At 63.4% G+C, this 12,985-nt stretch carries 10 protein-coding genes and 1 pseudogene; 2 read left to right on the top strand and 9 right to left on the bottom strand.

Translation table 11 applies throughout. The features are described from left to right. Nucleotides 1-342: 342 nt before the first annotated feature. The 3 genes from AAFP32_RS00170 to AAFP32_RS00160 form a co-directional block, all read right to left on the bottom strand. The gene (locus AAFP32_RS00170; RefSeq protein ID WP_350270103.1) at nucleotides 343-1,737 is read right to left on the bottom strand and encodes an NAD-dependent succinate-semialdehyde dehydrogenase; all 1,395 of its coding nucleotides are present in this window, start codon (nucleotides 1,735-1,737) and stop codon (nucleotides 343-345) included. A 351-nt stretch (nucleotides 1,738-2,088) separates the two neighbouring features. After that, nucleotides 2,089-4,506, bottom strand: coding sequence for a transketolase-like TK C-terminal-containing protein (locus tag AAFP32_RS00165; protein WP_350270102.1), 2,418 nt, complete (start codon nucleotides 4,504-4,506; stop codon nucleotides 2,089-2,091). A gap of 48 nt (nucleotides 4,507-4,554) precedes the next feature. Next, nucleotides 4,555-5,571, bottom strand: a complete 1,017-nt coding sequence (locus AAFP32_RS00160; RefSeq protein WP_350270101.1) for a 1-aminocyclopropane-1-carboxylate deaminase — start codon at nucleotides 5,569-5,571, stop codon at nucleotides 4,555-4,557. A 240-nt stretch (nucleotides 5,572-5,811) separates the two neighbouring features. Between AAFP32_RS00160 and AAFP32_RS00155 the strand changes: the two genes are divergently transcribed. Beyond that, entirely contained in the window at nucleotides 5,812-6,465 is a 654-nt protein-coding gene (locus AAFP32_RS00155; protein WP_350270100.1) for a GntR family transcriptional regulator, read from the top strand. A 282-nt stretch (nucleotides 6,466-6,747) separates the two neighbouring features. On the opposite strand, the gene AAFP32_RS00150 is transcribed toward AAFP32_RS00155, so the two are convergent. The 6 genes and pseudogenes from AAFP32_RS00150 to AAFP32_RS00125 all read right to left on the bottom strand — a co-directional run bounded on the left by AAFP32_RS00150 (nucleotide 6,748) and on the right by AAFP32_RS00125 (nucleotide 12,291). Next, on the bottom strand, nucleotides 6,748-7,557 hold the full coding sequence (locus tag AAFP32_RS00150) for a hypothetical protein (protein ID WP_350270099.1): 810 nt from the start codon (nucleotides 7,555-7,557) through the stop codon (nucleotides 6,748-6,750). Beyond that, on the bottom strand, nucleotides 7,554-8,207 hold the full coding sequence (locus AAFP32_RS00145; protein WP_350270098.1) for a DUF6114 domain-containing protein: 654 nt from the start codon (nucleotides 8,205-8,207) through the stop codon (nucleotides 7,554-7,556). Before AAFP32_RS00145 ends, AAFP32_RS00150 begins: the two co-directional genes overlap by 4 nt. After that, nucleotides 8,207-8,821: pseudogene (locus AAFP32_RS00140) on the bottom strand (DUF6230 family protein). Before AAFP32_RS00140 ends, AAFP32_RS00145 begins: the two are co-directional and overlap by 1 nt. Nucleotides 8,822-9,108: 287 nt before the next feature. After that, a complete protein-coding gene (locus tag AAFP32_RS00135; RefSeq protein WP_350271513.1) occupies nucleotides 9,109-10,839 on the bottom strand; it encodes an alanine/glycine:cation symporter family protein in 1,731 nt (576 codons plus the stop codon). 104 nt (nucleotides 10,840-10,943) lie between these two features. Next, nucleotides 10,944-11,687: a type 1 glutamine amidotransferase gene (locus tag AAFP32_RS00130; protein WP_350270097.1), complete on the bottom strand. Its 744-nt coding sequence runs from the start codon at nucleotides 11,685-11,687 to the stop codon at nucleotides 10,944-10,946. A 154-nt stretch (nucleotides 11,688-11,841) separates the two neighbouring features. Continuing rightward, nucleotides 11,842-12,291 carry a DUF2871 domain-containing protein gene (locus AAFP32_RS00125; RefSeq protein ID WP_350270096.1) on the bottom strand — a complete coding sequence of 150 codons (450 nt, stop codon included), beginning with the start codon at nucleotides 12,289-12,291 and terminating at the stop codon, nucleotides 11,842-11,844. A 145-nt stretch (nucleotides 12,292-12,436) separates the two neighbouring features. Here AAFP32_RS00125 and AAFP32_RS00120 point away from each other — a divergent pair, with 145 nt between their 5' ends. After that, nucleotides 12,437-12,922: a hypothetical protein gene (locus AAFP32_RS00120; RefSeq protein ID WP_350270095.1), complete on the top strand. Its 486-nt coding sequence runs from the start codon at nucleotides 12,437-12,439 to the stop codon at nucleotides 12,920-12,922. The last annotated feature ends 63 nt before the right edge of the window (nucleotides 12,923-12,985 follow it).

The raw sequence follows: 12,985 nt of genomic DNA, 5'->3' as shown, positions 1-12,985 counted from the left end.
CACGATGCTGCGTGGACGCTTGAGAGCTTAGGCCCTGCCCCGCACTTCGGGCTCACCGAAAGTTGCCGGCAAGACTGCCCGTCCGCCCTTTGACCCTCGCCCCACTTCCAAACAGACGAACGAGGCGGCGAGCCTCACAACTCCGGCCCCTGCCATGAGGCTTCCGGTATCGCCCGTGTACAGGACAGCGAAACGCGGACGTCGTGTCGAGAGATCGGGTTCCACCCGTCATTCTCGACACGACGCCCGCGTCTCGATCTCGCTTCAGACCTGGCGGCAGTGCTTCAGCTGGACGCCCGTGTTTCGGCGCCCTGCTGGGCCTGCCCAGTCAGCGAAGCAGTGTCAGTCAGCGACGTAGTACATGCGCTTGTTGACGAACTCATCCATGCCGTAGGGACCCAGCTCGCGGCCGAAGCCCGAACGCTTGGTGCCGCCGAATGGAATCTCCGCACCCTCGCCACCGGGGGTGTTGACGTTCGACATGCCCACGTCGAGGCGCTGAGCGAGCTTCGCGGCACGCTCTTCGTCCTTCGAGAACACAGCACCGCCGAGGCCGAAGCGCGTGTCATTGGCCAGCTTGAGCGCCTCGTCGTCGCTGCTCACCTTATAGACGGTGGCCACAGGCCCGAAGAGTTCCTCACGGTAGGCGTCCATGTCCGAGGTGATCCCGGTCAGCACAGCCGGCGAGACGTAGGCCGAACCATCGGTGGCGAGCTCGCCGCCGACGAGGTTCGCGCCCTGCTCGACCGCACGGTCGAGCTGCTTGCGCAGGTTCTCCGCGGCACCGCGCGAGGACAGCGGTGAGTACTTGCCGTCACCAGCCTCGGCGGGGGTGCCCTTGGTCCAGTCCTGGGCGCGCTTGGTCAGTCCGGACACGAAGTCGTCGTAGATGTCGTCCATGACGATCATGCGCTTGTTCGCGTTGCAGACCTGGCCGGTGTTGTAGAGGCGGGTGCCCCACGCGGTGTCGACGGCCTCTTCCATGTTGTCCGTGTCGAGGACGATGTAGGGGTCGGAGCCGCCGAGCTCGAGGACTGCCTTCTTCAGGTTCTTGCCAGCGGTGGCGGCCACGGCTGAACCGGCGCGCTCGGAGCCCGTCAGCGATACGCCTTCGACCCGGTCATCAGCGATGATGGTCTCAATCTGCTCATGCGTGGCGTAGACATTGTTGTACACGCCGTCGGGGATGCCTGCGTCCTTCATGATGTCGGCAATCACAGCCGATGACCGGGGGCAGATCTCGGCATGCTTGAGGATGATCGTGTTGCCGAGCACGAGGTTAGGCGCAGCGAAGCGTGCGACCTGGTAGTACGGGAAGTTCCAGGGCATGATGCCCAGAAGCGCTCCGACTGGACGACGCTGGATGAACGCCTTGCCACCGGACATCGACTCGATGGGCTCATCGGCCGCGAACTTGGGTCCGTTGTCGGCGTAGTAGTTGAAGATGGCCTCACAGAACTCGGCCTCTTCGATGCCTTCGGCGACGGGCTTGCCCATCTCTTCGGCGATGATCTTCGCGAGTTCTTCCTTGCGCTCACCGAACTTTGCGGCGACCTTGTTCACGATCGCGGCGCGGTCCTCGACCGTCTTCTCGCGCCAGCTCAGGAAGCCCTTGCGAGCCGCGTCGAGGGTCTCCTCGATCTGCGCGTCAGTGGCGTTGTCGAACTTCTCGACGACCTCGCCCGTGGCCGGGTTCTCGACACGGTAGCCGCCTGCAGCACTGCCTACATTGCTCATTCCAGACTCCTTTGACTAGTGGCGCCCCGATGGCGCCGGTAAGGCGTTTGCATACCCGATCACCGTTGGAATCAACGGATTGCGTATGCTCACGTCTCACGCTATCAACACGTGACGCGCGCAACAAGTGGCGAAACCTGGGGGAATCATCAGTCTCGAATACCTCCCGGCGACCTCGGCTGATCAATACGAATTTCGCATCGTTTTCCACCGAATCCGCATGGCTGAGTGGATGAGGTCACGGTTTCGGCAATCGGCTAGTCCGTCCCAGCCACGTACGCGGGCCCGCCGGCTCGGCCCCAGCCGCGCGCAGCCACCGCCCAGCCGCGCGCAGCCACCGCGCAGCCGCAATCACCGACCCACAAGATCAAGCGCGCTCGACGCGATCGAGCCCGCATCGATCCCGTGGATCTCGTATGCCTCACTCACCGAGGAGGCCTGACCGAATTCGGTCACACCGAGGTTGCGGGTGCGGTCCCCGCGCACACCGGCGAGGAACGCCAGAGTGTGCGGATGACCGTCAAGGACGGTCACGAGCGGGGCCGGGTGCGCGCTCGGAAAGAGCTCATCGGCGATCGCCGAGCGTGATGTCGAGTTCACGCGGGAGCGCTCTTGGACGGCGCGGAAGATCTTCGACGGCGAGCTCAGGCACACGATGCCCGCCCGCACCCCGAGCGATTCGAGCCTGGAGGCGGCCTCGATCACTTCGGTCATGATCGCCCCGGCACCTACCAGCGTCACCTGGTCCTGGCTGGCCGGGTGTGCACTGAGACGGTAGCCGCCGGCGATGACCTGTTCTCGTCTGCGCTGACGCAGCAGGGGATCACTGGGCACAGCGGCCAGGTCCTGGCTCACCGGTCGCGTCGTGAGTCGGAAGTAGGCTGAGTCTCCGTCGGGATCGGCCATCTCCCGCAGCGCTTCAAGCAGTGTCCACTCGAGGTCCTGGGCGAACGCAGGCTCCCAGCTCGTCAGTCCCGGGATCTCCAAGGTGACCGAGGGAGTGTTGAAGGACTGGTGTGCCCCGCCCTCCGGCGCCAGACTGACGCCCGAGGGTGTGCCGACCATGATCGACCGCCCACCGGCATAGAGGCTGAAGGTCCACGGCTCGAGCGCCCGGTTGATGAACGGGTCGTAGATCGTGGCGATCGGCAGCAGCGGCTGACCCCACCGGGACCCGGTCAATCCCAGCTCACCGGCCAAGGACACGAGGTTGATCTCGGCGATGCCCATCTCGATGTGCTGCCCACCCGATCCCTCCTCCCACTTGAGGACCCGCTCCCGATCGTCGGAGAACCAGTCCTCGCGGCCGGCCGGGGACCAGATTCCTGTTTTGTTGATCCACCCGCCGAGGTTGGTCGACGTCGCCACGTCCGGACTCACGGTCACGACCCGGTGGGCCACCTCGGGAGCGACGTGCTTGAGATCGGAGAGGAACCGGCCCAGTGCCGCCTGCGTGGAGATGATCGACTTCGGGGTGAAGCCCAACTCGACCGGCACCTCAGCGACGGTGTGCGTTTCGTGGTCCACCCGACGCAGGCGATCGGCGGTCTCGGTGCACAGGCGGCCGGCCGCTGAGTCGGACGCGAACGTCTGCCAGGGATCGTCGAGCTCCATGCCCGAGGCCGCCGCGAGCTCACGCATCTGGGCTTCGGTGAGCTGTGCGGCATGGTTGCCCGGGTGGCCCTCCGTGGCCAAACCCTTCCCCTTGATCGTGTAGGCGAAGATCACGGAGGGTCGACCATCGTCGATGTGCTCGAAGGTGTCGACGAGCTGGCCCAGATCGTGCCCGCCGAGGTCGCGGATGAGGGACGCGAGGGAATCGGCGTCGAAGTCATCGATCACGCGCCGCAGCGCCGCGGCATCGGTCTCACCCAAGCCGGCGAGCAGTCGCTCGTGGACCTCGGTGGGATGGGCGCGCAGGAGTCGCTGGTACTCGGGATTGGGCATCGACACGAGGCGGTCCTTGAGCGCCTGCCCGCCCGGGGCGGCGAACACGGCTTCGAGCCTTCGCCCCCAGGGGCAGGTCAGCACCTGCCAGCCGGCGGCGTCGAACATGCCCTGCAGGCGCCTGACCTGCACGTCCGGAATGACGCGGTCAAGGGACTGGCGGTTGAGATCGACGATCCACACGAGTTCCCCGAGGGAGCGCACCTCGGGGTCGATGATGGCCTCCCACACCGCACCCTCGTCCATCTCCGCGTCCCCCAGCAGGGAGTAGAAGCGGCCAGCGGTCGGAGTATCGGGGAACCGGTCTGAGGCATAGCGGTGCGACAGCGCCGCCCAGATCGGCGCGGTGGCCCCGATGCCCACGGATCCGGTCGAGAAGTCGACGGTGTCCGGGTCCTTCGTCCGCGAGGGGTAGGGCTGCAGACCACCGCGAGAGCGCAGTGTGTCGAGATGACCCACGTCGAGATCGCCGAGGAGGTAGTTGATCGCATGCAGCACCGGTGAGGCGTGGGGCTTGACCGAAACACGGTCGATCGAGCGCATCTGCGAAAACCACAGTGCGGTCATGATGCCCGTCATCGAGGCCGAGGAAGACTGGTGCCCACCGACCTTGACCCCATCGCTGTTGGCCCGACCTCGGTTGGCCCGGTCGATGATCGAGGTGGCCAGCCACAGAACCCGCTGCGCGATCTCATCGAGGACCGTGTCCTCGCCCGAAGCCGAGGCTCGCAGTGGCCTGTCATTCGCATCCGGCGGGCTGACCTGGAGTGACGTCTCGAACTGGTGGAGCTCGTCAGTCTGGTCCGTGGCTGGCCTGTGCATCGTCGTTGATCCTTTGGTTGCTGGGTGGAGTGAGTGGAGGCGTCTCGCTCAGAAGATCGAGCTGTAGGCGTTGAGCGCCAACTGACCGCCGAGGTGAGCGTAGAGGACAGTGGAATCCTTCACCACCGTACCCTGACCGACCAGGTCGAGAAGACCAGCCATCGACTTGCCCTCGTAAACGGGGTCGAGGATGACGCCTTCGAGCTGGGCGGTGGTGCGGATCGCATTCACGGTCGACTCGTCGGGAATGCCGTAGGCGGGGCCTTCCCATCCGGGACGGATGTCAACGTCTGCTTCGGTGATCTCGCGACCGAGGCCGATGAGCTCACCTGCATTGTTTGCGATCCGTTTGACCTGGTCACGGGTCTTGTCCAGGGTCGCGGAGGCGTCGATGCCGATGACCTGGCGCTTGGGGCCTCCAGCAGCCTCCAGGGCCGCGAACCCTGCGATCATTCCCGCGTGGGTCGAGCCGGTCACCGTGCACACGAGGATGGTGTCGAAGAAGACGTCGAGTTCCTTCTCCTGCTCCGCCACCTCGTAGGCCCAGTTGACGAAGCCGAGTGCGCCGAACTTGTGCTCGGAGGCACCCGCCGGGATCGGGTATGGCTTGCCGCCTGTGGCTTCAACCTCGGCGATGGCGTTCTCCCAGCTGGAGCGGATGCCGATGTCGAATCCCGCCGAGTCGAGGTGCACGTCAGCACCCATGATGCGGGAGAGCTCGATGTTGCCGACCTTGTCGTTGACCGGATCGTCCCAGTCGACCCAGCGCTCCTGCACGAGGCGCGACTTCATTCCGAGGTGAGCCGCGACGGCTGCGACCTGCCGCGTGTGATTCGACTGGTATCCGCCGATGGAGACGAGCGTGTCCGCTCCGGAGGCGAGAATGTCCGGGACGATGTATTCGAGCTTGCGGGTCTTATTGCCGCCGAATGCGAGCCCGGAGTTCACGTCCTCACGCTTGGCCCAGACCTGAGCCCCGCCAAGGTGGTCGCTGAGTCGCTTCAGCTCGTGGACCGGGCTGGGCCCGAAGGTCAGGGGGTAGCGTTCGAAATCTGTGATGGCCATGATGTCCTCTTCGTCGGGTGATGCAGGCTGTTGTGCGGCGGTTGCTGGGCTGCGGTTGCTGGGCTGCGAATGCCAGACGTCGGCAATCTTTGGTCCTTGACGCGATCAGCGGTCCAATTTCGCTCAGGTCTATTTGTTGCAATATCCAATATATTGCATTCCGGTGAGGACTACAATAGGTCGAGGGTCACGTCCCACATGCCAGGATCACCCAGAAGCCAGGTTCGAAAGAGGTCGAAAGTGCCGATTCCCACGAATGCGCCGGTTCCGCAGCGGAGACTGCTGCGTGACGATGTCTATCGCTCGATTCGCGATGCCATCGTCCGCGGCCAGCTAGCGCCCGGGGAGCAGCTGCGCGACCAGGAGTTAGGCGCCTGGCTGCAGGTCTCCCGCACTCCCGTCCGCGAAGCACTCCAGCGACTGGCACAGGCTGGGTTGGTTGTCGCCGAGCCGGGACGGGTGACCCGCGTGGCCCCGGAGAACCCGGATGCGGTCGTCAACGCCCGCCAGATCGCCGCCCAGCTGCACGCCTTGGCAATGAGCCTCGCCTTCCCCCGGCTGAATGAGGACGATGTCGCAGAAATGGAAGCCGCCAATGATCGGCTGGCAACGGCACTGAGTGGTTCCGACATCGATGCAGCCATCGCCGCCGACGACGCGTTTCACGAAGTGGCCCTGTCACGCAGCGGCAATCCGCTCATCCCTGATCATCTCGAGGTCGTCACCGCGACACTGCGCCGCACGGAATACCTGCACTTCGATTCCGTCAAGGGATCGGCCTCACCTGAACAGCACGTTGAGATCATCACCGCGGTGCGCACCGGGGACTTCGACCGCGCGGTGGAGCTGACCCGCGAGAACTGGTCCACCCTCGCCGGGCACGGCACCGACTGACCGCCACCTCTCGATTCGCCTGCACACCACCTCTCGTTTGGTCCGCACACGGCCGCAGCACAGATCCCGTCCATCGTGCCGGGTTAATGAACGCTCAAGGGGTCTCACTCGGTGCGATCAGACGGACTCCCCGTGCTTCGACGCAGACGAGGCCCTCCGTCTCCCAACATCTTGAGGCGCTGGGAGACGGAAGGCCTGCTGATAGGCAGCGAGTTCGAACACTGCTCGGGTCAGGTGAGCGCTCGCCGGGTCAGGGTTCGACGATCGCCTGGGTTCGACGCGTCAGGGTTCGACGATCGCCTGGTCGGTGTTCGAGTATTCGATCGAGTCAGCGGTGGAGCCGACCAGCCCCATCGTCACCCGGAGCAGTCCGGGCTTGACATCATCCAGAGGCGGCGGTGTGTCGGTGCCGATCGTCAACGAGGAACCGTCCTTTGTCGTGGCGGTGATCGAACCGAGGTAGACATCGACGTTTCCCTTGAGCGTCATAGTGTCGGCCTTGGTCACCAGCCCACCACCCTCAGGCTGGTCGGGCGGGCTGACTGTGAGCGAGAATCCGGAGATCGTGATCGAGTCCGCCGAGATCTTCAGTGTGCGGGTCGTCCCCCCGTCGGCCGTGGGAACATCGACGATCGCGAGTCCGCTGAGTCCCTTGAACGACAGCGACTCCGACCCCATCGCCGCAGGAGTCTTCGTGAAGATCGGTGCGTCGTCGTCTTTCGTCGCCTCGACAGGCTCGGTCGGCTCTTCAGTCGGCTCCTTGGTCGGAATTCCAGATTCGGTGGGATCCGGTGTCGCGGGATCTGTCGGCTCATCCGACGGCGACGAGGGCTCATCTGACGGCGACGGCGATTCGCTTGGACCCGGGGCAACTGGATCGCTCGGTGTCTTGATCGGCACACCCGGTGTGATCGGCGCCGAGGGCTTCGCGCCCGTTTCTGGACCAGACGAATCCGGACTCTCACACCCGGTCTTCGGGGTGCACAGCGGTGCGGAGGCTGCCGTTGCCGACGCCGTCGCACCCAAGGTCGAAGCAACGGCCAGAGCAAGTGCCGCCAGAGCCGATGCCGTGCGGCGATTGGGTGCAGTCATGAATCCCTCTCTTCGCTGACGGATTCCTGGTTTCCCCTCCGTTCCGCCGCCGACGCCTCAGCGCACAGTTCCTTCGCGTGGGATTTCTTCGACCTCGTGGCCTTCTTGGCCCTAGGCCCGCGTGGCCCCATCCAGGCGACCACGAGCACCGCTCCGATGCTGGACAGCAGCATGCCGATGATGAACCCTCCAAGATTCACCCCGATCAGCGAGTAGACGCCGAGGACGAGCGCAATGATCCCGTAGAAAACGTGGTGCGTGGGTCGGAAGATCGCGGAGGCTCCCAGCAGCAGCAGCACGATCGGAATGACTGTGGCTTGGAGTCCCTCGATACCGAACTGAATCTGCAGATTTCCCGTATCGAGCTGACTGGAGAAGAAGAGTTCGATTCCGCCGAGCACGACCAGCAAACCGCTGATAAAAGGCCTCTGCCGAGACCAATGACGGAAACCGGAACGCTCCTGAGCGCCACCTGGACCCGAGCCGTTGGTCCCCTGCTCGAAGTGGTCCGTGCCAGGCGCTTCCCGCTGGGTAGCCGTTTCGCGCTCAGCAGCACGACGACTGCGCCGGGACAAGGCGAGCAGACTGGCTTGCTGCTCGTCGGTCTGGTGCTCGTCGGTCTGCTGCTCGCTGGCTGATGCTTCTTTCATCAGAAGCACGTCTCGGTTCCGTCAGTGAGCTCCAGCGACATGTCCTTGAGGGTGAACACCGAAGCCGTGGTGCTCCACGAGTCCTGCTCCAGGTCCTTGATCGAAATCGTGTCGGCGTCCTGAGCGAAGTCACCCTTGGACCCCTTGGTCTTGGTGTTGACATCGGATGCGTCGACGCCGATCCGAATGTTTTTGAACTAGGCGTCGCCCCTGAGTCCCGTCATCCCGATCTGCAGGTCTTTCGCGGATGCTGGCTCCTTGCCTCCGCCCGCCTTGATGAGGACGCCCACCTTGCCCATCGGTGTCTTCGTCACAGCCGACTGGCAGAGATTCTCCAGCGTGGCGTCCTTGATGTTGGCGGCCACGACCGAGTGCTCAACGCCCTCGGCATCCTTCGCGGTACCGCTGTATTGAGAGAACCCGGTTCCTTCGAGCTGCGAGGACGTGATCTGGAACTGAGTTCCCGACACAGCGAATGAGACCGGTACGGCGCCCTGAGCAACTCCGCCCAGCAGAGCGGCGGAGACGATGCCGGCAGGAATTCCGACAAGGGCGATTCGTCCTGTGTACGAGGAACCGAGCTTGCGGATATGACGAAACTTCGGGAACTTCATTGATCCTCCTATCGACGCCGACTGCTGTGTCGAAGCCGCTATTGTGACGTAAGTTACTAGCAGGTGTTACTGCCGGCTATATCTGTCACAAAGATCGAGTCAACACTTCGAAGCGACTTTTTTCAACGCCGCAGGAGACCAAGAGAGCTTGTTACTCAGAAGAATTCCCAATAACCCCTTCACACCGTTGTGCAGGGAGCCGAAGCGGCAAGGCCCACTGTGGGACCGCTCAAATTCACCAGCCGGACACTGCAGCAATTTGACGCCGCAGTCAGTCCCACTGCAGGTCAGTCGCCTCTCTCCGCGCGCTCCATCTTCTTAGCTCGGAGGGAATCCCGCACCTCACGCAGCTTGTCTCGCTTGCGCCGGCGACCCGCCTCGGCGGCTCTGATCTGCTCAGCAGTCGGCTCATGATCGCCCATACCGACCTGCAGCTCTGTGGGAGTGATCTCCCGCATCACACCGGCATCGATCCTCTTGCGCAGGCGCAGGACCTCCAGTCGCAGGATCCTCGACAGGAAGTAGAGTCCCAGCAGGTTGGGGAAGGCCATGAGGAAGAAGATCGCGTCGGAGAACGCGATGACGGAGTCGAGTGACATGGAGGCCCCGACGATGACGGCCAGAATCCAGAAGACCTGATAGGCCTTGTCTGCCTTCTTCGAATTCCCCGTCAGGTATCCCAGGGCCTGCTGGCCGTAGTACCCGTAGGCGAGGATCGTCGAGAACGCGAAGAGCACAACACAGATCGTGAGCAGGATCGGGAACCATCCGGTCACCGTCGCGAACGCCTCCGAGGTCAGTCCGATTCCATCCGCCGAGCTCGAACCGTAGAGCCCAGTGGTGATGATCGCCAAGGAGGTCAGGGTGCAGATGATGACGGAGTCGATGAGCGGCTCCCACATCGCCACGAAGCCCTCGGTCGCCGGCTTCGTCGTCTTCGATGCGGCGTGGGCCATACCGGCCGAACCGACGCCGGCGGCGCTGGAGAACAGCGCACGCTGAATGCCGACGATCGCGACACCGATGATACCGCCGGTGAGGCCGTCAGGACTGAAGGCACCGGTGAACATAAGCGCGAAGGCATGAGGGATCTCGCCGACATTCAGGACGAGGATCACGATGACGCTGAGGAAGTAGAGGATCGCCATCATCGGAGTCAGCTTCGACGTCCACTGGCCGATCTTCTTGATCCCACCGAGGATGACCAGTGCCGTCATGGCCGCGATGACAACGCCGATGAGCCACAGCTTGCCGTCGAGGAAACTTGATTCGCCACCGGTAGCCTTGACGAGGATCGCCGCGGCCTGGTTGGCCTGGAACAGGTTGCCCGCTCCGATGACACCGATGACGGTGGTCGCGGCATAGAAGACTGCGAGGAACTTACCGAGCTTGGGACGACCGATCTCCGCCAGACCATCTCGCAGGTAGTACATGGGCCCGCCGGAGACGGTCCCATCGGCGTGGACTTTGCGGTATTTCACGCCGAGAGTGGCTTCGGCCATCTTCACCGTCATCGCGAAGAAGCCGAAGATGATGATCCAGAGGGCGGCACCGGGTCCGCCGACGGTGATTGCGACGGCGACACCGGCGATGTTGCCCAGCCCCACCGTGCCGGAGAGTTCGGTGGCCAGGGCCTGGAAGCTCGAGACCTGACCGGGGTCGGTCTTGCGGGTGAAGCGTCCGCGAATGATGCCGACCGAGTACTTGATCCCGGTGATCGGCTGAAATCGCAGGTAGATGGTGAGGAAGACCGCGGCTGCCATGAGCCAGACGACGATGAGGGGGATCCCCACTCCGCCTATGGGCAGCTCGTAGAAGACAACGTTGCTGAACGCTTCGGCAATCGGGCCGAAGAACGATTCGATCGCCTGGTCGACGCCGCCGGCGGCCGTGATATCTGTCGTTGCCGAAATGTTCGCGGCAGGTGAGGAGAGAGTCAGCCGATCGGCACTGATCGGGAAGGCATCCAAGACAGCGGTGTCATGGATCTGGGCTGAATTTTCAATTATGGGATTCATTCTCACGGGCGCTTGATAGCGATTCGTCCGGAGGATCGGTCCGGCACCGGCGCCTGACAACAACCTAGCAACTGCAGAGGTGCTTGTCAGCTGATTTTCAGGTTCTAATCGGCTCCCTGACGTTCCAGCAGATAATGGACGAAGCTGTGGGCGAGTGCTCGATTGATCCGGATAAGCTGAACATCCGCCTCGGCGACTTCAGCCTTGATCGACTCAGGGGTCTTACCGGCAGGCAGTTGGAGCGGGTCCGATTCCAGCCATTGTTCGATCTCGGCCTCGTCCGTTTCAGGGTGGAACTGGGTACCCCATGCGAATTCGCCGACACGGTAACCCTGGACCGGGGCGTCGGACCCGGTCAGCAGGAGTTCGCCACCGTCGGGCAGCTCCATCTCCTCCTGGTGGAAGAGGACCGCCGGAATCGTCTCGCCCACGAGTGATGAGAAGTCTGCCAGCGCCGCGAACACCGGATCGGCCTCCCCCGCCGAGGTGGTGTGCAGATCGTAGATCCCGATCTGTGGGCGATCCCGGCGGATGATCTTCGCCGAGGTGGCCGCGGCCAGCAGCTCCCCACCGAGGCAGATGTTGAAGCTGGGGAACTCTCCCGCCACCGATCGCTGCAGCAGGTTCCTGACCTGGGGCAGCCACGGGTTGTCCACATCGTCGAATGGTCCGGCCGAACCGCCGAGGACGAGCAGAGCCGCGTAGTCGTCGAGCTCGTTGGGAATCTCGTCGCCGAGGTAGGGCCGCAGGACGACCGTCTCGGCGCCGGCCTCGGTCAGCCAGTTGCCGAATCTCTCCAGGCCCGCACCGGCTTCGTGCTCGATGACAAGAATTCTCAGTTCACTCATGTCAACGATTCTCGCCCACTCCGGTGCACGCTGCGCAATTCGAGTACTCACCGCGTTTGCCCGACGCGCACGAATCGGGGCCCATACTCGACGATGACGTCGTTGAGTACGGGCCCCGGCACCACCTCGGCGGCGGTGATCTGTGTAGCGATGGTCAGTCGTCGATCGAGCGAGCGGAGGGCTCGGCTACGGCCTTGCCGGCGACGATCGCCTTCCGCAGTGACAGGAAGAGCAGAACCATGCCGACCGACAGCGCGATGTGGCCGAGTCCGGCGATGCCGGCGATCATGGCGGTGGACTCCTGGCCGAGGACGGTCAGCATTCCGTGCCAGACCATCATGCCGGCGGTGAGGACGATGCCCACGTTGTAGGTCCAGAAGAACCAGGAGAAGAGCTTCGTGCCGGAGAGGGCGAAGACCTTGTCGAGGACGAGGACAAGGAGGAGGACGATGAAGCCGAGCGTCAGCAGGTGGGTGTGGACGACACCCAGCTGGGTGAAGTCTCCCTCTGGGAAGTCGTTGGCCTTGGTGAACTCCCGGTAGAACAGTCCCGCGAGGACGCCGATGATCATGTATGCGAATGCCGCGTTGAATATCTTCTTCATGCTTACACTTCATCAAGTTTCGGCCCTCAGATCCTGACCCAGAGGATTGAACTCTGTTCCCAACTTTTGGTTGATGTTTGCTCTCACATGATCAAATACCCCGATTTCTCGGGTTCTCGGCTTACTCGGAAGCTAGCCTGAAGTCATGGCCTTCGAGAATCTGTTCGCAAAGATCGACCGCATCGCGGGTGGCAGCAAGGCGGGGCTCCTCGTCCCCGCCGAGGGACTTACTCACCCGAAGACGAAACGCGCGTTCGTGTGGATCACGTGGCTGCTCATCGTCGAACTGATCCTCGGGTTCGGCGCCGTCGTCGTCGCGATCGTCATCGCACAGGCGGGCGAACCCGTGCCGTTCGCTGTCTGGATGCGCACCGTCGTCGTCCTCGGCATGACCGCAACGCTGTTCTACTTCTTCTGGCGCTCGACGAAGGGCTACTACTGGGGCTACCAGCGGCTGCGTCTCTTCGCCCAGATCTTTCCCGTGATCACTCTCGTCATCGCCGCAATTCCCGGCCTCTACCCGATCTGGATGATCACCGAGCAGATCATCTTCAGCCTCATCATGATCGGCATCGGCGACTTCCTCACCAGCGACCACATGCGCGAGGTGTTCCAGAAACCCGAGAACTGAGGATGGGCTGAGGCTGGGTGCAGCTGAGGCCGGGGCTGAGGCTGGGTGCAGCTGAGGCTGGGG

The organism is Brevibacterium sp. CBA3109 (assembly GCF_040256645.1).
Taxonomy (GTDB): domain Bacteria; phylum Actinomycetota; class Actinomycetes; order Actinomycetales; family Brevibacteriaceae; genus Brevibacterium; species Brevibacterium koreense.
Note: the sequence above shows the minus strand (reverse complement) of the source record. Positions and strands in the feature narration are given on the sequence as shown.